The sequence below is a fragment of the Deinococcus phoenicis genome (assembly GCF_000599865.1).
Taxonomy (GTDB): Bacteria; Deinococcota; Deinococci; order Deinococcales; family Deinococcaceae; genus Deinococcus; species Deinococcus phoenicis.
The window spans coordinates 1-26911 of sequence record NZ_JHAC01000010.1 but is presented as its reverse complement, the minus strand read 5'-3'; the positions used below and the strand labels follow the sequence as shown (position 1 = coordinate 26911).

The 26911-nt window shown below is 71.5% G+C and carries 24 protein-coding genes and 1 pseudogene; 10 read left to right on the top strand and 15 right to left on the bottom strand.

Annotated features, from left to right (window positions below):
- Both DEIPH_RS03160 and DEIPH_RS03155 read right to left on the bottom strand, forming a co-directional pair.
- A partial coding sequence (locus tag DEIPH_RS03160) for a UDP-N-acetylglucosamine--N-acetylmuramyl-(pentapeptide) pyrophosphoryl-undecaprenol N-acetylglucosamine transferase (RefSeq protein WP_034353730.1) occupies positions 1-421 on the bottom strand: 421 nt, incomplete at its 3' end.
- Positions 422-519: 98 nt separating this feature from the next.
- Positions 520-1284, bottom strand: a complete 765-nt coding sequence (locus DEIPH_RS03155; protein ID WP_034353727.1) for an AIM24 family protein — start codon at positions 1282-1284, stop codon at positions 520-522.
- Positions 1285-1359: 75 nt separating this feature from the next.
- Here DEIPH_RS03155 and DEIPH_RS03150 point away from each other — a divergent pair, with 75 nt between their 5' ends.
- Positions 1360-1968 (top strand): nitroreductase family protein, encoded by a 609-nt coding sequence (locus DEIPH_RS03150; RefSeq protein ID WP_034353724.1) that lies wholly within the window; start codon positions 1360-1362, stop codon positions 1966-1968.
- A gap of 46 nt (positions 1969-2014) precedes the next feature.
- On the opposite strand, the gene DEIPH_RS03145 is transcribed toward DEIPH_RS03150, so the two are convergent.
- The 7 genes from DEIPH_RS03145 to lepA all read right to left on the bottom strand — a co-directional run bounded on the left by DEIPH_RS03145 (position 2015) and on the right by lepA (position 9513).
- Positions 2015-3196: a pyridoxal phosphate-dependent aminotransferase gene (locus DEIPH_RS03145; protein WP_034353722.1), complete on the bottom strand. Its 1182-nt coding sequence runs from the start codon at positions 3194-3196 to the stop codon at positions 2015-2017.
- A gap of 212 nt (positions 3197-3408) precedes the next feature.
- Positions 3409-3903, bottom strand: coding sequence for a hypothetical protein (locus DEIPH_RS03140; RefSeq protein WP_034353720.1), 495 nt, complete (start codon positions 3901-3903; stop codon positions 3409-3411).
- A gap of 107 nt (positions 3904-4010) precedes the next feature.
- Positions 4011-4595, bottom strand: coding sequence for a response regulator transcription factor (locus tag DEIPH_RS03135; protein WP_034353718.1), 585 nt, complete (start codon positions 4593-4595; stop codon positions 4011-4013).
- Positions 4592-5686 carry a sensor histidine kinase gene (locus DEIPH_RS03130; RefSeq protein ID WP_235183155.1) on the bottom strand — a complete coding sequence of 365 codons (1095 nt, stop codon included), beginning with the start codon at positions 5684-5686 and terminating at the stop codon, positions 4592-4594. The genes DEIPH_RS03135 and DEIPH_RS03130 overlap by 4 nt, the downstream gene beginning before the upstream one ends.
- A gap of 192 nt (positions 5687-5878) precedes the next feature.
- Positions 5879-6859 (bottom strand): MBL fold metallo-hydrolase, encoded by a 981-nt coding sequence (locus DEIPH_RS03125; protein ID WP_051517109.1) that lies wholly within the window; start codon positions 6857-6859, stop codon positions 5879-5881.
- Between the two features lie 202 nt (positions 6860-7061).
- Positions 7062-7670, bottom strand: coding sequence for a class I SAM-dependent methyltransferase (locus tag DEIPH_RS03120; protein WP_034353715.1), 609 nt, complete (start codon positions 7668-7670; stop codon positions 7062-7064).
- Positions 7671-7689: 19 nt separating this feature from the next.
- Positions 7690-9513, bottom strand: coding sequence for a translation elongation factor 4 (lepA, locus tag DEIPH_RS03115; RefSeq protein ID WP_235183154.1), 1824 nt, complete (start codon positions 9511-9513; stop codon positions 7690-7692).
- Positions 9514-9632: 119 nt separating this feature from the next.
- Here lepA and DEIPH_RS03110 point away from each other — a divergent pair, with 119 nt between their 5' ends.
- The gene (locus DEIPH_RS03110) at positions 9633-10982 is read left to right on the top strand and encodes a M28 family metallopeptidase (protein ID WP_152544759.1); all 1350 of its coding nucleotides are present in this window, start codon (positions 9633-9635) and stop codon (positions 10980-10982) included.
- Positions 10983-11033: 51 nt separating this feature from the next.
- Here DEIPH_RS03110 and DEIPH_RS03105 read toward each other — a convergent pair whose 3' ends face one another.
- Both DEIPH_RS03105 and DEIPH_RS03100 read right to left on the bottom strand, forming a co-directional pair.
- On the bottom strand, positions 11034-11582 hold the full coding sequence (locus DEIPH_RS03105; RefSeq protein WP_034353708.1) for an MOSC domain-containing protein: 549 nt from the start codon (positions 11580-11582) through the stop codon (positions 11034-11036).
- Positions 11579-12247, bottom strand: a complete 669-nt coding sequence (locus DEIPH_RS03100) for a ribonuclease HII (protein WP_034353705.1) — start codon at positions 12245-12247, stop codon at positions 11579-11581. The genes DEIPH_RS03105 and DEIPH_RS03100 overlap by 4 nt, the downstream gene beginning before the upstream one ends.
- 143 nt (positions 12248-12390) lie before the next feature.
- On the opposite strand from DEIPH_RS03100, the gene DEIPH_RS03095 reads away from it, so the two are divergent.
- The gene (locus DEIPH_RS03095; protein WP_407636491.1) at positions 12391-13524 is read left to right on the top strand and encodes a class I SAM-dependent methyltransferase; all 1134 of its coding nucleotides are present in this window, start codon (positions 12391-12393) and stop codon (positions 13522-13524) included.
- Between the two features lie 45 nt (positions 13525-13569).
- Entirely contained in the window at positions 13570-16590 is a 3021-nt protein-coding gene (locus DEIPH_RS03090; protein ID WP_034353699.1) for an AAA family ATPase, read from the top strand.
- An 18-nt stretch (positions 16591-16608) separates the two neighbouring features.
- Here the strand turns inward: DEIPH_RS03090 and DEIPH_RS03085 are convergent, their stop codons facing one another.
- From DEIPH_RS03085 to recF, 3 genes are all read right to left on the bottom strand, one after another.
- On the bottom strand, positions 16609-18585 hold the full coding sequence (locus DEIPH_RS03085; RefSeq protein ID WP_034353697.1) for a beta strand repeat-containing protein: 1977 nt from the start codon (positions 18583-18585) through the stop codon (positions 16609-16611).
- A 107-nt stretch (positions 18586-18692) separates the two neighbouring features.
- Positions 18693-19565 carry a DUF721 domain-containing protein gene (locus DEIPH_RS03080; RefSeq protein WP_034353695.1) on the bottom strand — a complete coding sequence of 291 codons (873 nt, stop codon included), beginning with the start codon at positions 19563-19565 and terminating at the stop codon, positions 18693-18695.
- Positions 19566-19664: 99 nt separating this feature from the next.
- The gene (gene recF / locus DEIPH_RS03075; RefSeq protein WP_034353692.1) at positions 19665-20750 is read right to left on the bottom strand and encodes a DNA replication/repair protein RecF; all 1086 of its coding nucleotides are present in this window, start codon (positions 20748-20750) and stop codon (positions 19665-19667) included.
- A gap of 93 nt (positions 20751-20843) precedes the next feature.
- Here recF and DEIPH_RS03070 point away from each other — a divergent pair, with 93 nt between their 5' ends.
- Entirely contained in the window at positions 20844-21638 is a 795-nt protein-coding gene (locus tag DEIPH_RS03070) for an N-formylglutamate amidohydrolase (protein WP_034353689.1), read from the top strand.
- 42 nt (positions 21639-21680) lie between these two features.
- Here the strand turns inward: DEIPH_RS03070 and DEIPH_RS03065 are convergent, their stop codons facing one another.
- Positions 21681-22670: a polyprenyl synthetase family protein gene (locus DEIPH_RS03065; protein ID WP_034353687.1), complete on the bottom strand. Its 990-nt coding sequence runs from the start codon at positions 22668-22670 to the stop codon at positions 21681-21683.
- Between the two features lie 398 nt (positions 22671-23068).
- On the opposite strand from DEIPH_RS03065, the gene DEIPH_RS20875 reads away from it, so the two are divergent.
- The 5 genes and pseudogenes from DEIPH_RS20875 to DEIPH_RS03040 all read left to right on the top strand — a co-directional run.
- Complete coding sequence (locus tag DEIPH_RS20875) at positions 23069-23917, top strand: MurR/RpiR family transcriptional regulator (RefSeq protein ID WP_081790746.1); 849 nt, start codon at positions 23069-23071, stop codon at positions 23915-23917.
- A complete protein-coding gene (menC, locus tag DEIPH_RS03055; RefSeq protein ID WP_034353684.1) occupies positions 23901-25115 on the top strand; it encodes an o-succinylbenzoate synthase in 1215 nt (404 codons plus the stop codon). Before DEIPH_RS20875 ends, menC begins: the two co-directional genes overlap by 17 nt.
- Before the next feature lie 27 nt (positions 25116-25142).
- Positions 25143-25910: an ABC transporter substrate-binding protein gene (locus DEIPH_RS03050; protein ID WP_034353681.1), complete on the top strand. Its 768-nt coding sequence runs from the start codon at positions 25143-25145 to the stop codon at positions 25908-25910.
- Positions 25907-26668, top strand: a complete 762-nt coding sequence (locus DEIPH_RS03045) for a GNAT family N-acetyltransferase (protein ID WP_034353679.1) — start codon at positions 25907-25909, stop codon at positions 26666-26668. The genes DEIPH_RS03050 and DEIPH_RS03045 overlap by 4 nt, the downstream gene beginning before the upstream one ends.
- Before the next feature lie 44 nt (positions 26669-26712).
- Positions 26713-26911: pseudogene (locus DEIPH_RS03040) on the top strand (TVP38/TMEM64 family protein); the annotation flags it as partial.

The following is a 26911-nucleotide window of genomic DNA, read 5'->3' as shown; positions in this document are numbered from 1 at the left end:
CCGCCCGCGCCCGCCCCGCCGCCAGCCGCTGCGTGAGGCCCAGGCGGGCGTTCTGCTCGTGCAGCACGGTGGGCAGGCCCAGGCTCTGCGCGGCCAGCACGCCCGGCAGGCTGGCAAAGCCGCCGAAGCCCACCACCGCGCCGGGTTGCGCGCCCTTCAGAAAGGCCCGCGCCTCGGCCACACCTCGCCCGGCCCGCAGCAGCTCCCGGGGGTCGGGGCGGCCTTGCCCGCTGCGGGCCAGCTTTCCGGCGTCCACCCCGTGAAAGGCCAGGCCCTGTTCCGCCGCCACCCGTTCCTCCATGCCGCCCCGCTGGCCCAGCAGCAGCGCCTCGTGCCCGCGCACCATCAGCTCACGCGCCGTTGCGACCGCCGGATAGATGTGTCCCCCGGTGCCTCCCGTTGCCATCACGACCAGACTCATTGGGAGGGAGTGTAGCGGGGAAGAGGGGCCGCCGTGCGCGGGAGTCTGTTTGCGCGAGACTGTGCGCGGTGGGGGCTTTTCCCACGTTCCGCAGTCCCTCAGTCGAACAGGTCGCCCAGACTCCGCCCCCCGCCCCCGCCGTGGCCCTCGCCGCCCAGGCCCTGCTCGAACTCCTCGTAGGGCTGCACGACCACGAAGCCGTCACCCTGGAAGACCATCTGGTACGTCTCGCCGCCGCCGCGCCCGAAGATGCTGCGCAGGCTGGCGTCCATGCGGAGCTGGGGCTGGAGGTTGCCGCTCCACGCGACTGTGGCGTTCGGGTCGGTGAAGATCGGTTCATTCGGGGTCACGCGCAGGGTCAACGGCTTGCCGTGGCTGAGGATCGCCACCAGCCCGCTGCCCTGGAGCCGCACGCTGAAGAGGCCGCCCGCCGCCATGCCCGCGACCCGGCGGTGCATGGTGATGTCGTAGTTCACGCTGTCCTCGAAGGCCAGCAGGTCGTTGCCGTTCACGTTCAGGCTGTCGCCCGCGAGGCGCAGAATCTGCACCTCCTTGCCCTGGTCGGCCAGGTACGCCACGCCCCGGCCCTCGATCTTGGCCAGCGGACTCATCTCCTGGCTCACCGCGCGCTTGAGGGCCTTCATCAGGCCGCCTTCCAGCGTGCCCTCGCGCTTGAAGTTGAGGTTGCCCTTATAGGCCACCATCGCCCCCAGCTTGCTCCAGATGCGCCCCTGGACCTTGACTTCCAGCATCTTGCTGCTTTCCAGCTCGAACACCTCGCCGGGGTTGTCGCGCTCGGCGGTCTGGGCCAGAAAGTCGCGCAGGCTGTAACTGCCGTCGGGGTTGCCGGTGGGGTTCGTCATGGTTCCCGGTACGGGGCCAGCGCCAGGCGGGTTCCCGGTGACGCCCCCACCCCGTTTCGCCTTACCCTGGGCCTCGTGTCTGCCCTCCCCGAAGCCCAGCCCGCCCCGCTCGACCTTCTCACGGCCGTCCGTGAACGCCGCACCGTGGACCTGAACCGGCTCTCGCCCCGGCCGATTCCCACAAGCACGCTGCTGACCCTGCTGGAGGCCGCCAACTGGGCACCCAGCCACGGCCGGACCGAACCCTGGCGCTTCGTGGTGTTCACGGGCGAAGGCCGGATGCGCCTGGCCGAGACGCTCGCCACGTCACTGGCGCGGCTGAAGGGGGAAGCCGAACCTGGCCCGGACGTTCTGCGTGCCCAGCGGGAGCGCCAGCGCCTGGCGCCGGTGTGGCTCGTGGTCGCGGCGGAACCCGCCGAGAAGCCCAGGATGCCGCTGCACGAGGAACAGTGGGCCGTCGCCTGCGCCGTGCAGACGCTGATGCTGGCCGCCCGCGCGCTGGGCATCGCCAGCAAATGGATCACCAACGCGCCCAGCCTGCACGAGCACACCCGGCAGGCCCTCGGCTTCGGGGAAGGGGTCAGCCTGATGGGGCTGGTGTACCTGGGCTACCCGCAGGGCGAGTGGCCCGCCGGGGAACGCCGCCCGGTGGCCGACAAGGTGCGCTGGGTGGAGGAGGCGTGAGGGGCAGGGTCGCGGTTCCCGCTGGGAAGTGGCCCACTGGCCGCCCTCAGTGCTCCAGCACGCCCGCGATGCGCCGCAGCACCTCCCCGATGCTCTCCAGGCTGGTGGCGTAGCTCAGCCGTACCCGGCCGGGCGCGGCGAAATCGGTGCCGGGCACGACCGCCACGCGCGCCTGTTCCAAGAGGAGGCGGGCCGCTTCCAGCTCGTCGGGGTGCAGGCGGCCCGTGTCGGCCATCACGTAGAAGGCCCCCTGCGGGGTGGGCGTGGGCAGCCCCAGCGCGTTCAGCCCCGCCACGATGTGGTCCCGGCGCTCGCGGTAGGCGCGGCGGGCCTGCTCGGTAAAGCGGGCCGTCTCTGCGGGCTGGGTCAGGGCCGCCAGCGCCGCGTATTGCGAGACGCTGCTCGCGTTGCTGGTGCTCTGCGACTGGAGGGCGTTCATCGCCGCGATCACCTCACGCGGCCCGCCCGCGTAGCCGATGCGCCAGCCGGTCATCGCATAGGCCTTGCTCGCCCCGTTGACCGTCAGCGTGTGGTCCGGCGCGTACCGGCCGATGCTGACCTGCTCGGCGTCATAGACCAGATGCTCGTATATCTCGTCGGTCACGATCATCAGGCCGTGGCGCTGGGCCAGCGCGGCCACCGCCTCCAGCACCTCCGGCGGAAAGACCGCGCCCGTCGGATTGCCGGGGCTGTTCAGCACGACCATGCGGGTCCGTGGCGTGATCCGCGCTTCCAGCTCGCCCGGGTCGAGTTGAAAGCCCGACTCCGGCGTGGTGGGCACCGGCACCGGTACCGCGCCCGTCAGCGCCACCATTTCCGGGTAGCTCACCCAGTACGGCGCGGGAATCAGCACCTCGTCGCCGGGGTTGAGCAGCGCGAAAAAGGCGTTGAAGAGGGCCTGCTTCCCGCCACTGGTCACGGTGACGGCTTCCGGCGCGTAATGCAGCCCGTTTTCCCGGGCAAACTTCGCGCTGACCGCCTCGCGCAGTTCCGGCAACCCGTTGACCGGGGTGTAGTTGGTCTTCCCGGCCTCGATGGCCCGGATCGCGGCGGCCTTGATGTGGGGCGGCGTGTCGAAGTCGGGTTCGCCCACGCTCATGGAGATCACGTCCACGCCCGCCCGCCGCAGTTCCAGTGCGCGCGACGTGACCGCCACCGTCGCGGAAGGCTTGAGGCTCAGGGCGCGCCCTGAGAGCCGGAAGGGGGAGGAGGTGGAAGGCCTGCTCATGGCGCGAGGCTACAGCGGGAGATGGAGGCGGGGCGGGAGCGGGCTAGCTTTAGCGGGAAAACGAGCGGGTTGACCCTCCCCGCATGAACGCCTCCCCTGAATCTCACGCGAGGCGGGCCGCCGCGCTTGCCGTGGCCCCCGCGTCCGGCGGCTCGCCCTCATTGCGGCGGGCGGCTGTTTCTGCCCGCCTGTCTGGGGGGAAACCGGGCCGGCTAGAAGCGGTACGTCAGCCCGAGGCCCAGCCCCGGCGAGACGATGCGGAGGTCCTGCGGCGTCGACCACGGTTCATGCCCGCTGGCCCCGTTTTTGAGGAACAGATACCGCGCCTTGCCCTCCACGAAGTAGCCCCAGCGTCCCCCACCGAAGCTGTTGCGGTAGCCCAGCACGCCGCCGGCCAGCCAGCCGGGCAGGTCCCCCACGATCAGCGCCGCGCTCGGCCCACCGTAAAAGCCCCGCGCCGCCGCGCCGAACAGCAGGTCCGCGCCGAGTGCGGCCTCGCCGGGCAGATACTGCACGCCGCCCCGCAGGGCCATCCCGGGCGACAGCGGCACACTCAGCGCCGCGTAGGGGGCGGGCAGAATCAGCACCTCGGAGGACAGCCCAGCCCAGACGGTCACGCTGCCCGGTGCGGCGGGGGTGGACTGCGCGCCGGACAGAGAAACCGTCAGGCCCGCGAGCAGGGGAAGAGCAAAGCGCAGGGTCTTCATGGCTGCATCCTGACAGAGGCCGCCCCGGTCTGTCCGCGCAAATGAGGCACGGGGAAAAGGCGCGGGGGTGGCGCGAATGCCACCCCCACGTCACTGCCCTGGCCCGCTCAGTGCAGCAGCCCGATGCTCCGGGCGCGGCTGACGGCCTCGGTACGGTCGCCGGCGTCGAGCTTGGCGTACAGCCGGGCGAGGTGGTCCTTGACCGTGTCGGGGCTGACCCCCAGATTCTTGGCGATCTCCTTGTTGGAAAAGCCCTGGGCCAGCAGCGGCAGGACCTCGGACTCACGGGGGGTCAGGCGCGGGACCTCCACCTGTGGGAGGCGGTCGATCTCGGGGTGCGCGGCGATCTCGCGCAGTTGCCGGGCGAGGCTTTCGGGGTCCGTCTCCTTGCTCACGTAGCCGCGCGCCCCGGCGGAGCGGGCGGCCTGCACGATGGCGGGTTCCGCGAAGGTCGTGATCAGGACGCTGACCACCTGCGGGTGGGTCAGGCGCAGCCGCTCGCAGACCTCGATGCCGGTCAGGCCGGGCATCTTCACGTCGAGCAGCGCCACGTCGGGCTGATGGAGGCGGCAGGCTTCGAGCGCCTGGAGGCCGTCGGCAGCCTCGGCCACCACGTCGAAGCCCTGATGCAGCAGGGCGTATTTCAGGCCCATGCGAAAGAGGGGATGGTCATCGGCGATCACGAGTCTCAAGGGGTCACCTCCGGGAGGTTGAGGGTAAAGACGGAATGCGGGGCAGTCGGGTCACCATGACGCTCGGCGTCACGTTCGGGAAAGGCGGGGGAGCCGGAGGTGCGGGCGTAGGTCAGGCGGCCACCGTGCGCCTCCGCGATCCGGCGGGCGATAAAGAGGCCCAGCCCGGTGGTGCCGGCGGTGTACTGCTGCCCGGCGATGGTGGCGGGCTGGGCGTTGAACGGTTGTGCGAGTTCCGCCAGGGGCGCCCCCAGACCGGGGCCGTCGTCGTGAACCTCCACGCCCGCCGGGGTGACGGCCAGGGCCACCCGGGTCCGGGCATATCGCAGCGCGTTCTCGGTCAGGTTGGTGACGGCCCGTTCCAGAACGGCGGCGTCGGCGGGAGCCGTGCCGTGTCCGGTCACGCACAGCGTCAGGCCCCGCGCCTGGGCCTGGGGCATCAGGCGGCGGGCGACGCCGTCCAGCATGCCGCGCAGGTCGGTGGGCCGGGTGGAAACGCACACCTCCTCGCGCTCGAAGCGGTGGGCGTCGGCCATCTGCTGCACCAGCGCCAGCAGGCGGGCATTCTCGGTCAGCAGTTCGCGGCCCACCTCGCGCCGCTCGGCCTCCGGCAGGGGGTGGTCGGTCAGAATCCGGGTGAGGTGCCCGGTGGCGATCAGCGGCGTCTTGAGGTCGTGGACGAGGGTCGCCATGAAGGCGTTTCGCCGGGCCTGCTCGGTCGAGAGCCGTTCCAGCAGGTCGGCAAAGGCCCCCCGCAGCGCCCGGATCTCGCCCGGGTCGTCGCTGTGCGGCTGCGCCTGGTGCGGCTGGGCAAAGTCGCCGCGCTGCACCTCCGCCTTCAGGCGGCTGAGGGGCCGCAGCAGCACCCCACTGAGCAGGTAGCCGACCGCCCCGCACAGCGCCGCGACCAGCACCATCCAGAGCGCCATCAGGGTGGGGGCGACGCCGGGCCGCGCGGTCAGGGTCAGCACCAGATTGGGCAAAAAGGCCAGCAGAAAAATCACCAGCGTGAACTGTGCCCGCAGCGTGCCCAGCCGCGTATCCGGCAGGAACGTGCGAGCAGCACTCACGGGGGCCTCACCTGCGCTCACGCCCCGGAGTGTAGGAGCCGCCCTCTGACAGAAACCCCACACCCCGGGGTGGGCCGGGGCTGCGGGGCGAGGGAGGATCAGGCTGGCGCGCGCCGTCTGACCGCCACTTCGCGGGCTCCTGAAGATGAAGCCCTGGCCGACTCCCGCCCGGTCATGGACAGGCGATCAGACTTGCCCGGGCTTGCTGGTCGCTCAGCGCCTCCAGCGGCGCAGCAGCAGGACCGCCCCGGCCACGCCCAGGGTACCCAGCACGAGCAGCTTCAGCGGGTCGGAGGCCCCCGGCTGGGGCAGCGCCACCGGCACAGGCCGGTTCAGGTACCAGCCGCGCAGGGGCCGCGCCATCTCGTCGAAGTTGCGGGCGAGCCTCTCCAGATCGAGGTCCATCTGCGCCTCGGTCATGGGGTGCCCGTGCCCGGTGGCGGCCAGTGCCGGCGACAGCGCGGCGAGCCGGCGCACCGATTCCCGCGCCGCGTCCCAGTTGGGCGTGTAGTACGCGGGTGGGCGGTGAACCAGGGTGGGCCGCAGGGTCAGCGCCCCCACCGCCGACTCCTGCTTGGTGGTCACGAAGGCGTCCCCGGCGATCAGCGTGCGGTCGGCGTCCCGCCACAGCGACACGTGGCCGACACTGTGCCCCGGCGTATGCAGCCAGCGCCAGCCGGGCAGGCCGGGCACCTCACCCGCCGGGGGGAGCGCCTGGATATGGGGCTGGAAATCGAAGGGGCCGGGCACGAAGGCCGGGGAAAGCAGGCTCATCACGCCGCCCACCGTGGGGTCGGGGAAGGGATAGGGCACCTGTCCGGTCAGGTAGGGCAGTTCCAGCGGATGGGCGTAGACCGGCACAGGCCACGCTTTCAGCAGGTCATGCAGCCCCCCGATATGGTCGAGGTGCCCGTGTGTCAGCACGATGGCGGCGGGAGGTCTGCCCGCGTGGTACCTGTCCGCCGCCGCGCGGATCATTCCGGCGGTCAGCGGCATCCCCGCATCCACCAGCACCCAGGGTTCGCCGGGCAGGCCCAGCAGGTAGGCATTCACCATCGGCAGGCGCACCCGCACCACATCGGGCCGCAGGACCTGCGTGCCGCCAAAGGTGGAGACGTCGGGTGCGGGCGGGCGAATCTGCTGGACGCTGGTGGTGAGGGGCGGAGCGGGCTGCCAGGCGGGGAGCTGGGTCATGCGGGCGTCCTTTCGGGGTGAGATGGGCGGGAACGTTGCTTCCACGCTAGGCGGACGGGATGAGGCGGATGGTGTGCGCGGGCTAAGGGAGCCTTACAGGGGGTTGGGGGAGAAGAAAAAAGCCCCGCGCGAGGCGGGGATGGGGCGCGGGGGAGGGTGGGGTGCGGCGCCATCAAGGCTCAGCCGGGTCTCGGCATGTGGCTCAGGCCGGGGTGGCGCGCAGCGTGACCAGAATGCCCCCCAGGCGGCGCTCCAGGAGGTCCACGGTGAAGCCTGCCTCACGCAGCAGGTGGGGCGTGGGCCGGTTGGCGTGGCAGCCGACAAAGCGCTCGAACAGCGGGTCAAGCCCGTCCGCCGCGAGGCCGAGCCACGCGTTGGGTGGCCGCACGTGTTCCAGGGCGAGCAGTTGCCCGCCGGGGCGCAGCACCCGCCGCACCTCAGCGAACAAACGCGCCGGGTCGGGAATGCCGCACAGGCCGAGGGAGGACGTCACCGTATCGAAGCTCGCCGCCGGAAAGGGCAGCGTCTGGAAGTCGTGCTGCACCAGCCGCACCGGGAAGGGCAACCGCAGCGCCCTGGGCTGTGCCCGCCGCAGCATCTCCCCGCTGACGTCCAGGGCGGTCAGGCTGCCCAGCGTGGCCGGGTAGTGCGCGAAGGTCGCGCCGGTTCCCACCCCCAGTTCCAGCACGTCGCCGGCCGCGTGCGCCAACAGCGCGGCGCGGAGCGTGTCCAGCCTGCGCGAAGCCGTCGCGGCGTCGTAACCGGACGCCTTGCGGTCGTACAGGCGCTGCACATGCCGGGCGTTTGCCACGTCTGCCCCCTTCCTCCCCTCACTCCTCCGTGCTCAGCACCGCCAGGAAGGCTTCCTGCGGCACCTCCACCGTGCCGATCTGCTTCATGCGGGCGCGGCCCTTCTTCTGCTTTTCCAGGAGCTTCTTCTTGCGGCTGATGTCGCCGCCGTAGCACTTCGCCAGCACGTCCTTGCGGTACGCCTTGACGGTCGCGCGGGCGATGATCTTGCCGCCGATGGTGGCCTGCACGGGCACCGGGAACATCTGCCGGGGGATCACTTCGGCCATCTTGTCCACGATCTTGCGGCCCAGCCCGTAGGCCTTGTCCTCGTGGACGATCACGGCCAGGGCGTCCACCACCTCGTTGTTCACCATGATGTCCACCTTGCGCAGGTCGCCCTCGCGGTAGCCGATCTGCTCGTAGTCCATGCTGGCGTAGCCCCGGCTGATGCTCTTGAGGCGGTCGTGGAAGTCGTACAGGATCTCGGCGAAGGGCACCTCGTACAGCAGTTCCACCCGCTTGCCGACGTAGTTCATGGTGATCATCGAGCCGCGCCGTTCCTGGAGAAGCTGCATCACCGGCCCGACATAGTCCTCGGGCAGCATGATGCTGAGCTTGATGTACGGTTCCTCCACACTCGTAATCCGGTCGCGGGTGGGGAACTCGGCGGGGTTCTGCGTCTCGAACACCGTGCCGTTGGTCAGCGTGACGCGGTAGACCACGGCGGGTGCGGTGGCGATCAGGTCGAGGTCGTATTCGCGTTCCAGCCGCTCCTGGATGATCTCGGCATGCAGCAGGCCCAGGAAACCGCAGCGAAAGCCGAAGCCCAGTGCCTCCGACGTTTCCGGCTCGAAGGTGAAGGCCGCGTCGTTGAGCTTGAGCTTGTCCAGCGCGTCGCGCAGGCGGCGGTAATCCTCGGTGGAGGTGGGGTAGAGGCCGCTGAACACCACCGGTTGCGCGGGCTTGAAGCCGGGGAACGGCTCGGGCGTGGGCCGGTCCTTCTGGGTGAGGGTGTCGCCCACCTGCGCGTCGTGGATGTCCTTGATGCCCGCCGCGACCCAGCCCACTGCACCTGCCGGGAGCGCGTCGCCCACGACCAGGCCGGGCGTGAAGGTGCCGACCTTGTCCACCTCGAAGGTCTTGCCCGAGTTGAACAGCATGATGGGCTGTTTGGGCGTCAGGGTGCCTTCCAGCACGCGCACGAACAGGATCACGCCCTGGTAGGCGTCGTAGAAGGAGTCGAAGATCAAGGCCTTGAGGGGTGCCTCCGGGTCGCCGGGGGGCGGCGGAATCCGCTCCACGATGGCTTCCAGAATCTCGGGAATCCCGATGCCCGCCTTGCCGGAGGCGAACACGGCGTCCTCGGCGGGAATCCCGATCACTTCTTCCAGTTCCTGCGCGGCCCCTTCCGGGTCGGCGGCGGGAAGGTCGATCTTGTTGACCACCGGCACGATTTCGAGGTTGTTGTCGATCGCCAGATACGCGTTGACGATGGTCTGGGCCTCCACGCCCTGCGAGGCGTCCACCAGCAGCAGCACGCCCTCACAGGCGGCCAGCGAGCGGCTCACCTCGTAGTTGAAGTCCACGTGGCCGGGGGTGTCGATCAGGTTGAAGGTGTATTCCTCACCACCCGTTCCATCAGCCAGCACGGGCCGCGTATAGGTCAGGCGGATGGGGGTGCTTTTGATGGTGATGCCGCGTTCGCGCTCCAGTTCGAGCGTGTCGAGCGTCTGGTCGCGTTTGTCGCGCTCGCCCATCGCGCCCAGCCGTTCCAGGATACGGTCGGCGAGCGTGGACTTGCCGTGGTCCACGTGGGCGATGATGGAGAAGTTTCTGACCTGAGCGGGGGACCTGACGTTCACAAGGCGCAGTGTAGCGAGTGGGGCGCGGCGGCAAGGTGCCCCCGACCCGCCTGGCTGCCGCGCGCCCGCTCCGGCAAAGTTGCCGGGTTGCCGACGCGGCCTCCACTATGCTGAAAGCCATGCCAGCCCGCTCCCGGCCCCTGCCGACCCGGCCACGCCTCCCGGTATGGAAATGGCTCCTGCCCGCTGCCCTGGTTGTGGGGGGCGGCTGGGGGGCCTGGCACTGGGCGGAGGGCCAGCGGGACCCGCCCGTGCAGGCGGCGGCCCTCACGCGCACCGCCGCGCAGGACTGGCAGACGCTCCAGACCTTCGGGCCGCGCCCGGTCGGGGATGCGGGGCATGACCGCGCCCTGGACTGGCTGGCCGGACAGTTTCGCGCGCTAGGCTACCGGGTGACCGGGGAGCCGGTGACGCTGGAGCGGCCCTACGACCGGGGCGGCACCCTGAAGGTCGGCGCCCTCAGCGTGCCCGCCGCCGCCCTGTACGGCAGCCGGGGCGGCGAGCAGGAGGGGCGGCTGGTGCGCGTGAAGGCCGGGGCCAGCTCTGAGGGGATGGAGGCGCTGGGCCTGCGCGGCCAGATTGCCCTGACCACCTGCCAGGAGTGGGACGGCGACGAGGTGGGCTGGAGCGAACTGGTGGAGCGGGCGACCCAGGCCGGGGCGCTGGGCCTGGTGCTGGTCCAGAACTGCGCGGTCCAGCAGGTGCAGCGGGTGCCCGCCACGCCCCTGCCGCTGGTGCAGATCAGCGCCGAGGCCGGGGCGCGGGTGCTGCCGCTGGCGGGCCAGCCGGCCCAGCTCACTTCACAGGTCGAGGTGCGCCGGGTGAAGGGTCAGAACCTGATCGCCGCCCGCGCCGGCGCGAACCCCGAGGTGTTGTTCGGCGCGCACGTGGACAGCGTGAACGGCTCGCCGGGGGCGAACGACAACGCGAGCGGGGTGCTGGCCGTGCTGGAGGCGGCCCGTCAGGCGGCCCGGACACCGCTGGCGGAGCGGACCTGGTTCGTCCTGTTCGACGCCGAGGAGGACGGGCTGGTCGGAAGCCGCACCTTCGTGGACGCGCACCGTTACCCCCTGCGGCAGACGCGGGCCATGCTGAACCTCGACATGGTGGGCGTGGACGCCGAACCCCTGGGCGTCGCCGCGCACGCCGAACTGCGGCCGCTGGCGAAGCGGGTGCGGCCCGGCATCCGCGTCTTCGTGGACGAACCGGCGCGCAGACGCGAAACCTTCGGGCGCTCCATGAACGCCGGGGGCAGCAGCGACCACGTCCCCTTTATCGCGTGGGGTGTCCGCACCGTGTTCATTCACCGTGGCCTGGACGACAACTACCACGCCGCCAGCGACGACACGCTTTCGCCCGCGCTGGTGCGGGAGGCGGGAGCGTTCGCCGTGAAGCTGGCGCGGGCCGCCCTCGCCGCGCCCTGGACCCCGGACGAGCCGTGCGAGGGGTTCAAGAGCGAGGGGTGCTAGGGGCAAAGGGGGCAGAGCACAGAAGCGGCGTGAAAGCCCTGGCCCCCATCCCTACACCCGTTCCAGCCGTTCGTGCGGTTCCGGGGGCAGCTCCACGCGAATCCCGTCACCGGGCTGCACCCGGCCTCCGGCCAGCACCACACCCATGATGCCCGCCTTGCGAATCAGATTGCCCTGTTCGTCGCGCCCCAGGACGGCCCGCAGCAGGCCCGGCTGGAAAGCGTCGATCTGGGCGCAGGGATTGCGCAGGCCCGTGACCTCCACCACCGCCCCGCTTCCCAGGTGGAGCCGCGTGCCGCGCGGCAGCCCCAGCAGGTCCACGCCGCGCGTCGTCACGTTCTCGCCCAGGTCGCCCGCCCCGACCCGGAAGCCCTGAGCGCGCAGCTCGTCCAGCAGTTCGGCGTGGATCAGGTGAACCTGACGGAGGTTCGGCTGGTCGGGGTTCTGCGCTACCCGCGAGCGGTGCTGGACGGTGCGGCCCGCGTGCGCGTCGCCCTCCACCCCCAGCCCCGCCCGCAGCATGATCGCGGACTGGCTGGCCTTGCTGAAGGTGTGCGCGGGGCTGAGGCTGACGGCCTGAACGGTTCCTGTCCGGCTCATGGTTGCTCCTCTGGGGGACGGCTGAAGAGGCCGCCGTCCAGCAGCCGCGCGATGGGCGCATAACTGCGCCGGTGGACCTCGCTGACCCCCAGCCTTTCCAGGGCGGCGCGGTGGGCGGGTGCCCCATAGCCCTTGTGCGCGGCAAAACCGTAGCCGGGATATTGCTCGTCCAGCTCCAGCATCAGCCGGTCGCGTTCGGTCTTGGCGAGCAGGCTGGCAGCGGCCACGCTGTAGCTCAGCGCATCGGCTTTCGGTGGGGCGCTGAGGGGCAGCGGCGTGCGGAGCCTGAGGTAATCGGTGACCAGGGCCTGCGGCGGCGGGTCCAGGCGGGCCAGCGCCCGCAGCGCTGCCGCGTGTGTGGCCCCCAGGATGTTCAGGCGGCCGATCTCCTCCGGCCAGGCATGTTCCACGGCCCAGGTGACGGCCACCCGCCGCACCTCCGCCGCGAACGTCTCCCGCGCGGCAGCCGTGAGCTGCTTGCTGTCGCGGAAGGGGTACTCGGTCGCCAGCCCCGGCAGAATCACCGCCGCGACCGTCACCGGCCCCGCCCAGGCCCCGCGTCCCGCCTCGTCCACGCCCGCCACCCGGAAATAGCCGCGCCGCCAGTGTTCGCGCTCGAAGGCCCAGTCGGGAGTCACGGCGGGAGTCACGGCGGGAAGGGGCATGGGCGCAAGGTAGCAGCCTTCCGTCGTCGGCTGGGTGTGCCACTCTGTGGGGCGTGACTGGTAGGGGCAAGCAGAAAATCAGAGTGAGCCGCCCGGCGGCAGAGCGTAGGGAGGGTGGGCGTCAGGAGGGTGCGCGCGCGGCGGTGCCCGCCCAGGCCGAGGCCGGAGCCTACTTCGAGGTGCGGCCCGCCGTGTTACTGCCGAGGCTGGAGGGGCTGCACGCCCTCACCAAGCCCGGTGTGCGCGGCTTTCCGGACGTGGAGGCGGGTCAGGCCCTCCTCGCGCAGACGCTGCGCAAGGACCGGGTCAAGGGCGAGGTGCTCGACCTCACCGCGATGGGCGGCCTGCTCGCCGCTCTCCCGGGGGTGACGCTGCGCCCGGTGGAGGGGTCGGCGGCGGCCCTGACCGTGCTGGGGGCGGCGGGCCTCGACCCCCTCGCCGCCGCGCCCGGTGACGACCTGCGCGAACGCTGGCCCGAGCGCGCGCGCACCGTCGCGCTGGTGCTGGCCGGGGACCGGGGCACCGCCTACGCCATGGGCCAGGTGGCCTGGGCACACGCCTGCACGCCGCCCGGTGGCACGCTCTACCTCGCCGGGGACCGCGACAAGGGCTTCGACCGCTACGTGCGCGCGGCGGGGGCCGCCTTCGGAACGGGGGAGACGATTGCCCGCGACGGCGGAATGCGCGTGGCGCGGCTGGTCCGCCGCCCCGGCCCCACCCCGGCCTTTCCCGAACCCGAAGGCTACGAGGCCTTCGGCGTGCAGGTCGTCGGTCTGCCGGGCGTGTTCAGCGCGGGGCGGCCCGACAAGGCGACCAGCCTCCTGCTCGGGGCGCTGGAAGGGCTGGACCTGACCGGCCGGCAGGTGCTGGACCTGGGGTGCGGCACCGGACTGATCGGCGCGTGGGCCGCCCGCCGGGGCGCGGAGGCCACGCTGGTGGACGGCGACCTTCAGAGCGTCCGCAGCGCGCGGGCGACCCTGGCCGCCAACGACCTCCCCGGCGAGGTCCTCCACAGCGACGTGGACGCGGCGCTGGAGGGGCGCACCTTCGACATGGTCCTCACCAACCCGCCCTTTCACGTCGGGCGGGGCATGGTGCTGGACGTGGCGCGGGAGTTCATCGCGGCCGCTGCCCGCCGCCTGAAGCCGGGCGGCACCCTGTACCTCGTCGCCAACGAGCCGCTCCCCTACGAGACGCCGATGCGGGCCGTCGGCCCAGTGCGCGAACTGCGGCGCGAGAACGGGTTCAAGGTGCTGGCGGCGACCCGGGTGGGCTGAGGGGGGCTTGCTTTTGCGCGTGTAGCGACGAACCATACGGGCACCATGAGCGCCGTGGAGGTGCGGGTGCTGGGTGCGGCGTCGCTGCATGTGGACGGCGTGGCGCGGACGCTGCCCCGCAAGGCGTTCGCGGTGCTGTGCGCCCTGTGTCTGGACGGCCCCCTCTCGCGGGAGGTGCTCGCGGCCCTGCTGTGGGAGCGCCAGCCCCACCTGGCCCGCCAGAGCCTGCGGAATGCCGTGCTGGCACTGCGCCAGGCCCTGCGGCCACAGGGTGCCCTGCTGCACGTCACCCGTGACCGCCTCGCCGTGGAGCCGCAGGCCGTGTGGCTGGACGCTGGACAGCTCGCGGGGGCGGCCCCGGCGGACCTGCTGGGGCTGTGGCGTGGTCCGCTGCTGGACGGGCTGGGCATCCGCGACAGCGCCCCCTGGGACGATTGGGTGGCCGGCCAGGAGGAGAACCTCTCCCGCCTGCACCTGGACCGCTGCCTGGACCTGGGGACGCGCGCCCTCGAGGCGGGCGACCCGGCCCTGGCGGCGGCCCTGGCCGGACAGGCCCTGCGGGTGACCCCTGTCAGCGAACACGCCGCGCGGCTGCTGATCCAGGCACACTGTGCGGAAGGCAAGGAGGCCCTGGCCCACCTCAGCGCCGCGCAGTTTTGCCGCCGCTTCCGGGCGGAGTTCGGTGCCGACCCCGATCTGCCCGCTCTGCCGTTGCCCGCAACGCCCCAGCCCCAACCGATGCTGCCCCAGCCCCCAGGAATCCAGTCCCCAGGAACGTGGCCCCCGCTGCCCCAGCCCCTCACGTGCTTTATCGGGCGGGACCTGGAGCGGCGGGCGGTGCCGGAGGCGTTGCGGACGGGGCGGCTGGTCACGCTGCACGGCCCGACGGGGATCGGTAAGACGCGGCTGGCCCTTCAGGTGGCGCGGGACATGCAGGAGAGTGCGTCGGAAATCCGGGTGCAGTTCGTGCCGCTGGATGACCTGCGTGAGCCGGGGGCGGTCCTGCCCCGCCTGGCCGAGGTGCTGGGCGTCCGGACGGGGCCGGACCCGCTGGCGGCCCTGGCGGCGGCCCTGCGGGAAACGCCCACCCTGCTGGTCCTCGACAACGCCGAACATGTGCTGGACGCGGCGGACGAGTGGCCCCGGCTGCTGGCCGCCTGCCCTGGCCTGCGCCTGCTGGTCACGTCCCGCGAGGTGCTGAACCTGCGGGCCGAGCAGGTGATTTCCCTGGACGGCCTGGAGGTCCCGGCGCCCGACTGCCCCGCCGCCCAGGCACGGCAGTCCGACGCCGTGCGACTGTTCGAGGACCGGGCCAGGCAGGCGGGCGGGGCCTTCGTGCTGGACGCCGCGACCCTGCCGGACGTGCGGCACCTCTGCGCGCTGCTGGGCGGCGCTCCCCTGGGCCTGGAACTGGCCGCCGCCTGGACGCGGGGGCAGACTCTCCCGGAGCTGCGGCGGGCGCTGGAGGCCGCCGTGCTGGACCTGGCCTCCCCGCACCGCGACGCGCGGCCCCGGCACCGGGGGCTGCGCGCGGCTCTGGAACACTCCTGGGCGCTGTTGCCGGGGGAAGCCCGCCGGGACTTCTGCGCCCTGGGCATCTTTCCCGCCTCCTTCGACGGCAAGGCGGCACAGGCCATCCTGGGGACAACGCCCGCCCGGCTGGCGGCGCTCCTCGACCGTTCCCTGCTGCGGCGGGACGCGGCAGGGCGCTACAGCTCTCACGCCCTGCTGCGTGCTTTTGCCCGCGAGAAGTTGGGGCTGGACCCGGCCCGCCAGCGCCGCCTCGCGGACCGGCATGCCGCGCACTACCGCGCGGCTCTGGACCGCCTGAACACTGCCAGCGGCGGCGTGAGTCCCCCTCTGCTCGCCTACGTTCAGGCGGAAGAGGCGAACATCCTCGCGCTGGTGGACCACCTCCTCGTCCGCGCGGGGCAAGGGGAGCTGGACCGGCTGGAACAGGTGGCCGAACCGCTGCTGTGGCATTATCCGACCCGGGGCCGCCCGGCAGAGAGCCTGCGCCTGTGCCGCCGGGCGGTGGAGGTGCTGCGGCCCCACGGGGAAGCCGCCGACCTCGCCCTGGCCGTGTTCCTGAACATGCAGGGCTGGCTGGAGTACTTCTTCGGCGACCTGCACGAAGCGCAGCGGCTGTATGAGGAAGCCGCCGTGCGGGCTGACCGGGTGGGTGACCCGTCGGAACGCACACGCGCTCTGGCCGGGCTGGGCGGGGTGCAGTCACGGGTGGGGCAACTGATGCAGGCGGTCGCCTCCTGTCAGGCGGGTGTGCAGGCCGCCGCGCCCCTGAATCCCGTGCGGCGTTACCGGATGCTGACAGAGCTGGGGATCGCCTGGACCTATGCGGGCAACGTGCCGGAAGCTGTCCGCAGCTACGCGCAGGCGCAGGCTCTGCTGGAGACCGGAGAAGTCGACAGTCCGCTGGACGTGGTCGCCTGTCTGAACGGCGTGGGTGCGGTGCGGATGATGGCGGGCCAGCCTGCCGCCGCCCACGCCGCGTTCGCGGAGGCAGACCGTCTGGCCCGGCTCGCCGGATCGGTGGCGCAGCGCCCCGGCATCCTGGTGCTCACGGCGCTGACCCACGCGGTCCACGCTGGCCCGGAGAGCGCCGCGCAGGCGTATCTGGCGCAGGCACAGCAACTGCTGGGAGAACGCCGCGAACCCTGGGTGGAATGCCAGATCGAACACGTCCAGGCCAGGCTGGCCCTCGCGCGGGGCGACCCCGGAGCCGCCGCCGACCACTGCGCCCGCGCCTGCCGGATTGCCTGGCCCAGCGGCAACATCTCCATCACGTTCTGGGTCCTGCCCGTCTATGCCCGCACCCTCGCCGCTCAGGGTGACCTCCCGCGCGCCGCCGAGGTCGTGGGCCTGCTGCTGAGCCACCCGGCCTCCAGCGGCTGGACCCGCGCCCAGGCGGAGGCGCTGCTGGGGGAATGGCGCGGTCAGGGCGTGGCAGAGGAGTTGGCGGCGGCGGTGGAGCGCGGGGCGGGGCTGGAGGTTGAGGCGCTTTTTGCTTCCAGCGATGCGAAAGGGGAGGCCAGGGCGCGCGCCTGACCTCCCGGTGTCACGGGTCTACTCGTTCGAGACGTCGTCCGGCGTGTTGCCGGTAACGCTGCCGCCAGTCTGGGCATAGGTGGCGTTCGCTGTGTTGCGGACGCCACCGCCCCCCTGCTGACCCGTCGTGTTCCCGGTCACCGTGCCGCTCTGGATGGTCAGCTTGCCATCGTTGAAAAAGCCGCCTCCCGTGATGACGGTGCGGTTGCCGCTGACTGTCGCCCCGGCCAGGGTGAACTGCGCGGCGGGTTCGTTGTTGAAGGCACCGCCCACGAGGACACCCCCTCCAAAGCTGCTGATGTTGTCGTTGATGCTGCCGCCGCTGGCCGTCATCACGGCGTTGGTGTACATGCGGACGCCCCCGCCACCTTCGCTCTTGAGCAACGCGGCCACGCTGTTGCCGCTGATGGTGCCGCCCGTCATGTTGAGGGTGCCGCTCATGGCCACGCCGCCGCCCGTGACGACCGCCTGATTTCCGTTGACCGTGCCGCCGGACAGGTTGACCAGCACGCGCTTACCCACGAAGAGGCCGCCCCCCGCCTGGCTGGCCGCATTGTTCTCGATGTGGCCCGCCTGGATGTTGACGGTGGTGCCGTCTGGATCGGCGCTGCCGGTATTGACGCCGCCGCCGTTTTTCGCCGTGTTCCCACGCAGAATCAGCGTGCCGCCCAGGGTCACCGTGGTCTTCTGCCCGGCCTGGGCGTAGAGCATCAGCCCGCCGCCGCTGTCCTGCGCTGCATTGTTCTCGATCACGCCGCCCGTCATGCTACCCGTGCCGTCCAGGTTGATGGCCCCGCCGTTCTGCCCGGCGGTGTTGCCGCTCATGCTGCCGCCCGTCATCTCGAACGAAGTGCCGCGCCGGGCTGCCAGCAGGACGCCCCCAAGCCGCTGAGCCGTATTGCCGGTGAAACTGCCCCCCGTGATCTTCAGCGCACCGCCAAAGTTGTTGTTGAGTGCGCCGCCATACAGCGCAGAGTTCCCCGTGAAGGTGCCGCCGCTGATGGTCAGGTTCCCGGCGTTCAGGACCGCTCCACCACCGCTGTTGACAGGACCGCTGGCCTTGTTTCCCTCGAAGGTGCCGCCACTGAGCGTGACCGTTGGCTTGGTCGTGGCAGAGACGTAGAGCGCACCGCCCGCAAGGGTGGCGGTGTTGTTTCTGAAGGTGCCGCCCTGGATGTCGGCGGCGGCGGCCAGGAGAGCCACGCCGCCGAGGCACCCGTTATTGCCGTCCGCCGCTTCGGGGAAGGTGCAGGTGTTGTTCTCGAACAGGCCGCCTTTGATGGTCAGCGTCGCCGTGTCGTCGCTGTGGCGAAGCACGCCGCCCGTGTAGTAGGCGGTGTTGTTCTGGAAGGTGCCGCTCTCGATGGTCAGGGTGCCCTGATTGGCGATGGCCCCACCGGAGCCGGTGCTTTCGTTCTCAAGATCGGGAGAGGGAGTAAATGCCTCGTTGCCCTTCATTACCACGCTCCTGAGCGTCAGGCTGGCTCCGGCATCGTTGTAGATTCCGCCGCCGTTCATGGCTTTCCCGTCAGCGACGGTGGTGCCGTCGAGGATGAGGTTGCCCCGATTGTGGATGACGCCGCCCCAGGTGGCCTTTGAGAGGGCCTGCGAGCCGCTGCCAGTACTGCCCACCACCTCAACAGGCTGACCCTGGCCGTTCATCAGCGTCCCCCCCTTCAGCGTCACCTCTGCGCCGCTCGCCACTTCCAGCGCGCGGCCCTGCCCGCCCGCGTCTAAGGTGACGCCCTCGGCCAGCACCGTCACGTCCTTGTCCACGGTGATGGGGCTGGCGAGCGTCACCGTGCCCGTGGTGGTAAAGCGCAGCGTGTCGCCGTCCTTGGCAGCGGCGAGAACCTCACGCAGGCTGCCCGCGCCGCTGTCGGCGGTGGACGGAATAGGCGTGCCGACCAGCGGCTCACCGCCGCCCCCACAGGCAGAGAGCAGCAGGCCGAGCGAGAGGGCGGCGAGGGGTGCGGCTGCGGTGCGGTTCCTCATGGTCAATCCCTCCTGCCCCCGGGAAGCGGGCGGAGGGATTCCGGCCCGCACCGGAGGTGAGGTCAGAGTGCAGGAGGCCCCGTCAAAGAAGCGTCAAAGGCGGCGGCTCAGCGTCCCGCCTCCAGCACCTGCCGCACCCGTTCGGGCAGGGCGGCGCGGTCCTCCCGCCCCAGCGTGCTGCGGGGCCGGCGGTGCGTGAGGGCCAGGTACACGTCGGCCTGCTGGGCCAGGAACGCGCGGTAACCGCCTGCCTCCTCGCCGTGCTGGGGGCCGCTGCGGACGCATTCGAGCGCCAGCAGGTCGAGCTGATCCGCCAGCAGCGCCAGCGCGGTGAAGCGCGCCGCGTTCGCCCCGCTGTCCCCCAGCAGCGCGGGCAGGGCGGCCAGACGCTCGGGCGTGCGTGTCAGCGTCCGGGCGGCCCGTTTCACGTTGGGGTCTTCCAGGGTCAGGGCGCAGGCGCGGCAGGGCTGCTCCCGGCTGGCTTCCCCGCAGACCGGGCAGGGCCGCCACCCCTGTTCCTCGCGCCATTTCCGGGCGCGGGTGATGGCCTCGGCGGCCTTCAGGGCCACGTCCTTCAGGTCGCCGTCCACGTTCCGCACCAGTTCGCGGGCGCGCGCGCGGTCGGGGGCGGGCAGGGGGGCCACACGCGGCGCAGGCGCAGGCGCACGAATGCTGCCCACCCCGAAGCGGATCTCGGTGATCCGTTCCTCGCCCAGCAGCGTGTTCAGGCTTTTCAGGAAGTGGTGGCGCTGCATCGTCAGGTGGTGGGCGGTGGCGCTGTCACGCACCTCCACGAAGAGGGTTCCGCCCTGCTGCGAGCGCGGCCGGGTCAGGCGCGCGATTTCCGGGCCGACCGCCTGCGGCCAGGCCAGGATGGCGCGGGCGCGCTGCACGCCCCGGGCGATCCGGGCCGTGCCCAGCGTCGCGCCCATCAGTTCGGACACGCTGCGGGTGCTGCCGTAACGGCGGGGATTACTCACGGCGGCCCTCTGGCCGGGGGCTGTGGGGTATGGGCTGTGGGCTGTGGGAAAAGAGCCGGGGCCTGCCGACACCCCACAGCCCATAACCGACAACCCACCTCATGCCCCCACCTCCACCGTCGCCGTTTCCGGCCTGCTGTTCTCCTCGGTGAAGCGGCCCGCGTGCGCCCGCAGCGTGAGCGTCGCCCCGGGTGCGCGCTCGGTACCGGTCACGATGGCCTGGGGCACGCTCGCGGCGAGGTCGAGCAGAAAGCTGCGGCGGCCGGGGTCGAGTTCCGCCGTGAAGTCGTCGATGAGGAGCACCGGCTTTTCCCCGAACTTCTCGGCCAGCAGTTCGAGTTCGGCGCGGCGCAGCGCCAGGGCCACCGTGCGGCCCTCGCCCCGGCTGGCGTACTCCTGGGCCGCGAACTCGCCCAGCGTCAGCGTCAGGTCGTCGCGGTGCGGGCCGGTCACGGTGGCCCCGCGTGCCAGCTCCTCGGCCCGGCGCGCGGCCAGATCGTGCGCGTAGGTCTCGGGGGTGGTGGATTCGGTCAGCGTCAGCGTGAGCGGCTTGCGGCTGCCCAGCCCCGCGTTCGCCTCGCGCGCGAGTTCGTCGAGCCGGCTCAGGGCGCGGCGGCGCACCTGCATGATCTCGGTGCCCAGCTTGACCAGCGCGTCGTCCCAGACGTGCATGGCCCAGTCCTCCCCGGCCTTGAGCGCCGCGTTGCGCTGCGACACGGTGCGCTCGTAGCGCGCGAGTTGCCCGGCGTAGCGCGCACTCAGGCGCGAGAGCAGCGCGTCGAGGTACGCCCGCCGCCCCGCCGGGGGGCCGAAGACCAGCTCGCTGTCCTCGGGTCTGATCCACACGGCGCTGCCGCGCGGCAGGTCGCCCGCCTTCGCCCGCACCCCGTCCACCTTGAGGTGCCGCCGCCCGCGCCCCAGCCCGACCTCCTGAATGCTGAGGCTGCCGCCCTGCTGCACGTCGGCGCGCACATACGCTTCCTTCTCGCCGGACTGCACGAGCTGTTCGAGCCGGGTCACGTCGGTCAGGCCGGTCAGGGCCAGATACGCCGCCTCCAGGAGATTGGTCTTGCCCGCCCCGTTCTCCCCGAAGACGCCCGTCACGCCCACCGGGAAAGTCAGCGTCCCTGGCGCGAGATTCCGGTAATTCAGGGTGGAGAGGGACGACAAGTGCACACCGGCCATTCTACCGGCGGGGCGCGGGCGTGAGGGGGGTGTGGGATGCAGTTGGGAGGCTTGTGGGCGTGAGGTGCCCGGCTGGCCTCTATCCTCCTCCCCATGACCCCTGGCCGCGACCGCCTGCTGATCCTCACGCCGCATCCGTCCGGGGCGCTCCCCGCCGACGTACTGCGGGACATGCTGGGTGAGGACGCCTTCGACCCGGCGAAGCGGGCCGCCTTCCTGACCCGCGTCTTCATGGAGGGGGACCCCTACACCGACCTGATCTACGCGGTGCCGGGCGCGCGGTATCTGGAGGCCCCCTGGAGCCGCTTCGCCGTGGACCTGAACCGCGACCGCGACGACACCGAGGACAACGGCGTGCTGAAGCTGACCGACTTTGCGCGGCGGCCCCTGTACCCGGCGGGCTTCAGCCTGACGCCGGGAGCGCGTGAAGCCCGCCTGCGCCGCCTCTGGGACGCCTTCGACGCGCAGGTGCGCGCGGAGCTGGACGGCGCGGCGCTGATGATCGTGGGGCACAGCATGGCCTCGCGCGGCCCGGCCCTCGGCCCGGACACCGGCACGCCCCGCCCCGCCCTCACGCTGATGCTGGGCACCGAACGCGCGCCCACCTTCCCCCGTGACCGCTGGGACGCCCTGCAAGCGGCCTGCGCCGACACCTTCGCCCCGGTCCTGACCGGCGACCTCACCCGCGTCGCGGTGGGCGACCCCTGGACGACCGACACCCTCAGCGCCAACCACTGCGCCCGCACGGGCATTCCCGCCTTCGGCCTGGAGATCAACGTGGCCCTCTACCTCACCGAGACGGGCGAGCCGAGGCCGCACGACATCCGCGCCCTGGCCCACGCCTTCGAGCGGTTCGCGGATAGGGCGCTGGGGCTGGTGGAGGGGTAAGCGGGACGCGGTGCGGAGATCTCTTCCCGCGTCCTGCCTCCCCTACGCCTCCCGCGTCGCCAGTTCCCGCATCTGGCCCAGCAGTTCCCGTGCGGCGTTCTGGTCGGGCGCGTCGGCCAGGGCCTCGGCCAGCAGCGCCAGCCCCGCCGTCGCCTGCGCGTTCGCGTAGTCCTGCGCGTACTGAATGCTCCCACTGTCCAGCAACCAGCGGTGAATCTCGGCCACCTTGGCCGTGGCCTTGTCGGCCCGTTCGCGGTGCATCTGCTCCAGAAAGACGCGCTTCTGCTTCTCCGGCGCGCGGGCGAGCCAGTGCAACACGATCAGGGTGCGTTTGCCTTCCAGCAGGTCGCCGCCGATCTCCTTGCCGTACTTGCGGGGATCGCCGTTCAGATTCAGCACGTCGTCCCGGATCTGGAAGGCCGCGCCGAGGGCCTGTCCCGCCGCCGTGAACCGTTCGTCCGGCGTGATCCCGGCAGCCCGCGCCCCCAGCCGCAGCGGCACCACCACGGTGTAAAACGCGGTTTTCAGGCGCACCATCTCCAGGTAGTCGGCTTCCCCCAGGTCCCACTCGCGCTGCTGCACCCAGGTCAGGTCGAGGTGCTGGCCTTCCGCCGTGCGGTGAATCATGGTCAGGAACTCTTCCAGAGCGCCCGGCACCTGCGCGTGCCAGACGGCGGCCCACATGTAGGCGTGCAGGGCGTCGCCCACGTTGATGGCGACGGGAACGCCGTGCAGGCGGTGTAGTGCGGGCCGGCCCCGGCGTTCTTCCGAGTCGTCCTCGATGTCGTCATGGATCAGCACCCAGTTCTGGAACAGTTCCAGCCCCGCCGCGAGCCACAGGGCGCGTTCCCAGGCGGGGGTGCCGGGCAAGGCGCCGTGGGCGCGGGCGCTGGCGAGCAGCAGTTCGGAGCGGATGCCCTTGCCGCCGCGCTGGGGGTAGTCGCGCAACATGGCAAAGAAGGCTTGCAGTTCCGGGCGGTCACTGCGCTCGGGCAGCAGCGACAGCACGCGGGTGAGCAGGTCGGGGCGCATCGGGGGGCAGTTTAGCCTGGGCGGTCGAAGGGGCAGGGTGCCTTGCCGCGAGTTGCCCCCACCCCCCACAGGCGTCAGGGGAGCTTTCCGCTGCGCTCGGCACGTCCCTTTCCGCCGCGTTGGTGGGCGGTTGTTCTCGGCGGGCAAGCTGTGATCTTGAGTTTGCCCTCCCCACGGCCACCCAGCAAGCTCCGCGAGCAGGGCGTGGTCCTCTGCCTGGGCCGTCCAGTCGCTTCTTCTGATCGGGCGTCCGCTGTCCCCCGTTTTTAAGGAGCTTCGGCGGCTGCTTTTTCTCCCAGGCCACGCCCTTCATCTTGCAATTCCTTTTGCGGGGGCATACAGTCTTTGCAAGCGAAATTGCGAAAGAGGGGAGGCGGACGCTTGCTCTGGTGGAACCGATGACTGATACCCGCGAAAGAACGTCACCGTTGGCCCTGCTCCGTCCAGAGACGCGCCTGACCGCCACCGAGCGGCGCATCGCGGACCACCTCGCGCTGAACTGGGCGGAGGTTCCGCTGGCCAGTGCGGCGGAGATCGCGCAGGATCTGGGTGTGAATCCGTCGAGTGTCACACGGTTCGCGCAGACGCTGGGTTACCGGGGCTACCCGGACCTGCAACGGGCGGTGCGGCTCGAACTGCGCGCCCGTCACGCCCCCGCGCCGCTGCCCGCCGAATCGCAGGCGGCGGCCCACTGGGCGCGCGAAATGGCCGTGTTCACGGCCCTGGCGGCGCTGCCCGAAGACCGGCTGGACCGGGTGGCCGACCGTCTGGCCGCTGCGCAGCGGGTGTGGGTGACGGGGGCGCGCGGGTCGGCCCCGGCGGCGGCCTACGCGGCGCACCTGTGGCGGGGGGTACGGCCCGGTGTTCACCTGCTGGGCGCGGACGCGGGGGCGGACCCCGAACGCTGGCTGGATGCGGGACCGGGAGACGTGCTGGTCGCCTTCACCGTTCGGCGCTACGCCCAGGGGACGGCCCGGCTGGTGCAGACCCTGACCGCGCGGGGGGTGGCCCTGGTGCTGGTCACGGACGGCCCCGCCGCCCCCGGCGCGCGCCAGGCGGCAGAACTTCTGGTGCTGCCCGCGCCCGGCCCCGCCCAGGGTGAGGCGACGGAGGGCCGCTTCGTGCCGCTGGCCGCCCCCGCCAGCCTGACCGCGCTGCTCGCCGCGAAACTGGTGGGCCGGGTGGGCACCGCCCGACTGGAAGCCGCCGAACGCGAACTGGGAGAACACGATGTCCTTACCTACTGAAGCCGCCCACCCTCCCCTCACCCTGCCCGGCGGCCTGACGCTGGAGGCCGCCGAACTGCGCGTGCTCGACATGCCGATCCGCTTCGCCTTCGAGACGAGCTTCGGCGTGATGCGCCGCCGGTATGTTCCGCTGCTGACCCTGCGCGCGAACGGTCTGGAAGGCTACGCCGAGGGCGTGATGGACCACCTCCCCCTCTACCGCGAGGAGACGGTGCCCGGCGCGCTGGCCCTGCTGGAAGGGCAACTGCTGCCGCGCCTGCTGGGGCAGAGCTTTGCCACACCGGAAGCGCTGGCGCTGGCCCTCGCGCCCTACCGGGGCAACCGCATGGCCCGCGCGATGGTCGAGATGGCCTTCTGGGACCTGTGGGCCAAGCACCTGGGGCTGCCGCTGTGGCGGGTGCTGGGCGGCGTCCGCACCGGCATCCCGGTGGGCGTCAGCCTGGGCATTCAGCCCAACGCGCAGGCGACGGTGGACCTCGCCGCCGGGTTCGTGGTGCAGGGCTACCGGCGGGTCAAGCTCAAGATCAAGCCCGGCTGGGACGAGGAACCTGTGCGGGCGGTCCGCGAAGCTTTCCCGGGCATCCAGCTCACGGTGGACGCCAACAGCGCCTACACGCTGGCCGACACCGCCGCCCTCCAGGCCCTCGACGCCTACGGCCTGAAGTACATCGAGCAGCCCCTCGCCTTCGACGATCTGGTGGACCACGCCGACCTGCAACGCCGATTGCGGACGCCGATCTGTCTGGACGAGAGCATCACCAGCGTGGCGGACACCCGCAAGGCGCTGACGCTGGGAGCGGCGCGCGTCATCAACCTCAAGGTCGGGCGGGTGGGGGGTCATCTGGAGGCGCGGCGCATCCATGACCTCACGCTCGCGTTCGGGGTGCCGCTGTGGTGCGGCGGCATGGTCGAGACGGGTGTGGGCCGCGCGCACAACATCCACCTCTCGACCCTGGAGAATTTCACGCTGCCCGGCGACACCAGCAGCGCCAGCCGCTACTGGGAACGCGACATCATTCAGGAAGGGCTGGAGGTCGCCGGCGGCGTGATGCCCGTCCCGGATGGCCCCGGCATCGGCGTGACGCTGGACCGGGCGGTGCTGGACCGCGTGACCCGCCAGCAGACCACCGTGCGGGCCGGGGCACGTCCGCGCATCGACGACCTGCCCGACCAGCCGCCCCCAGATGAAGTGTACTGAGAGCCTACCCACTCCCCGGAGGTCCCCATGAACCGAGTTCCTGTGCTGCTCACCCTGGCCCTCGCCCTGTCTGCCACCGCCAGCGCCACGCCGCGCACCCTCGACCAGATCAAGGCGTCGGGCACGCTGAAACTCGGCACCGAGGGGGCCTTTCCGCCCTTCAACTTCTACCAGGGCAAGACCCTCACCGGCTTCGAGGTGGACCTGGGCAACGCGCTCGGGAAGGCGCTGGGCCTGAAGGTGGAGTGGGTCGTGCAGCCCTTCGACGGCCTCCTCATCGCGCTGAACCAGGGGCGCTTCGACGCGGTGGTGGCCTCGCACGCGATCACGCCCGAGCGGCAGAAGGCCGTGACCTTTCTGAACCCCCATTACTGCTCCACCGTGAACATCGTGGCGCGCAAGGGCGGCCCGCTCAGCCGTCAGGCGCTGGCGGGCAAGACGGTCGGCACGCAGATCGGCACCGCGCAGATCCCGATTTTGCAGGCCATTCCGGGCATCAAGGATGTCCGCACCTTTCCCAACGACCAGACGGTGCTGTCGGCGCTGCAAGCGGGCCGGGTGGACGCCTGGTCGAGCAACGGCCCGGTGGTGGCGTACATGCTCAAGCAGACCGGCCAGGGGGGCAAGATCCTGATCGGTGAGGCGATCTCGCGGGAGCGGAACGCCGGGGCGGTGGCGAAAGGGAATACGGCGCTGCAAGGCGCGCTGAATGCGGCGCTGACCCGCGTGCAGGCCGACGGCACCTACGCCAAACTCTCGCAGAAGTGGTTCGGGCAGGACATCCGTTGCCAGTGAACGCCGAGTCTCTCACCCTGCGTGAGCTGCACGGCCCCCACGAACTCAGCGGGGCCGAGGACCTGCAACTGCGCGTCTGGGGCGGCTCCGAGCGCGACGTGTTTCCGCGTGACGCCCTGCGCGCCCTGGAACATATCGGCGGGCTGGTGGCGGGGGCCGTCGCCGGGGGAGAGGTGGTGGGCCTGGTCGTCGGGCTGCCCACCGCCGACCCCCACGTGCAGCACTCGCACCTGCTGGCCGTGCATCCCGACTGGCGCGAGGCGGGGCTGGCACGGCGGCTCAAGCTCTACCAGCGGGATTGGTGCCTGGCGCGCGGAATCACCCGCGTAGAGTGGACCTATGATCCCCTGCGGGCCGTGAACGCCCACTTCAACATTCACCGCCTGGGCGCGACGGCGGACACCTATCTGGACGATTTCTACGGCGAGATGGGCGGCATCAATGCGGGGATGCCCTCCGACCGGCTGGTCGCGGTCTGGACCCTGGGTGGCCCGCCGCCCGCGCGGCCCGAGGCTCCCGCCACGCTGCCCGCCGTGAATGCACCGGAAGACGGGCAGTTCCTCTCCGTTCCCCCCGGAGCAGAAGCCGTGCGTCTGCACATCCCCGCCGACCTGGGGGCACTCCTCACCGCCCGCCCCGCCCGCGCCGTCCAGTGGCGGACCCAGACCCGGCAGGCCTTCCACGCGCTGCTGGGCGCAGGCTACCGCGTCACCGACTTCGTGGCGGGGGAGGCGCCTGCCTACGTCCTGAGCCGCTGAAGCCGCTCCCGCCCCCTTCTCACCCGCCCCACCTACACTGGGGCATGACGGTCGCCTTTCCCCGGAATGCCCGCCTGGTGCGCGTTCTGGTGCTGGGCGGCGCGGTGGCCCTGCTGGTCGGCGTCGGGCTGACGCCGGACGTGCGGGCCTTTCTGGTGCGGGGGTACGCGGCCCTCACCTCCAGCGACCCCGCCGTGACCCACGCCTTCGTGGCGGGGCTGGGGGGGGGGGGGCCGCCGGCCC

What these genes read in the sequence shown, in the direction of transcription:
- DEIPH_RS03155 (WP_034353727.1), bottom strand. Translation starts at nt 1,284, where the DNA reads ATGACGAACCCCACCGGCAACCCCGACGGCAGTTACAGCCTGCGCGAC.
- DEIPH_RS03145 (WP_034353722.1), bottom strand. Translation starts at nt 3,196, where the DNA reads ATGAGCAGGCCTTCCACCTCCTCCCCCTTCCGGCTCTCAGGGCGCGCC.
- DEIPH_RS03140 (WP_034353720.1), bottom strand. Translation starts at nt 3,903, where the DNA reads ATGAAGACCCTGCGCTTTGCTCTTCCCCTGCTCGCGGGCCTGACGGTT.
- DEIPH_RS03125 (WP_051517109.1), bottom strand. Translation starts at nt 6,859, where the DNA reads ATGACCCAGCTCCCCGCCTGGCAGCCCGCTCCGCCCCTCACCACCAGC.
- DEIPH_RS03110 (WP_152544759.1), top strand. Translation starts at nt 9,633, where the DNA reads ATGCCAGCCCGCTCCCGGCCCCTGCCGACCCGGCCACGCCTCCCGGTA.
- DEIPH_RS03105 (WP_034353708.1), bottom strand. Translation starts at nt 11,582, where the DNA reads ATGAGCCGGACAGGAACCGTTCAGGCCGTCAGCCTCAGCCCCGCGCAC.
- DEIPH_RS03100 (WP_034353705.1), bottom strand. Translation starts at nt 12,247, where the DNA reads ATGCCCCTTCCCGCCGTGACTCCCGCCGTGACTCCCGACTGGGCCTTC.
- DEIPH_RS03090 (WP_034353699.1), top strand. Translation starts at nt 13,570, where the DNA reads ATGAGCGCCGTGGAGGTGCGGGTGCTGGGTGCGGCGTCGCTGCATGTG.
- DEIPH_RS03085 (WP_034353697.1), bottom strand. Translation starts at nt 18,585, where the DNA reads ATGAGGAACCGCACCGCAGCCGCACCCCTCGCCGCCCTCTCGCTCGGC.
- recF (WP_034353692.1), bottom strand. Translation starts at nt 20,750, where the DNA reads ATGGCCGGTGTGCACTTGTCGTCCCTCTCCACCCTGAATTACCGGAAT.
- DEIPH_RS03070 (WP_034353689.1), top strand. Translation starts at nt 20,844, where the DNA reads ATGACCCCTGGCCGCGACCGCCTGCTGATCCTCACGCCGCATCCGTCC.
- DEIPH_RS03065 (WP_034353687.1), bottom strand. Translation starts at nt 22,670, where the DNA reads ATGCGCCCCGACCTGCTCACCCGCGTGCTGTCGCTGCTGCCCGAGCGC.
- DEIPH_RS20875 (WP_081790746.1), top strand. Translation starts at nt 23,069, where the DNA reads ATGACTGATACCCGCGAAAGAACGTCACCGTTGGCCCTGCTCCGTCCA.
- menC (WP_034353684.1), top strand. Translation starts at nt 23,901, where the DNA reads ATGTCCTTACCTACTGAAGCCGCCCACCCTCCCCTCACCCTGCCCGGC.
- DEIPH_RS03050 (WP_034353681.1), top strand. Translation starts at nt 25,143, where the DNA reads ATGAACCGAGTTCCTGTGCTGCTCACCCTGGCCCTCGCCCTGTCTGCC.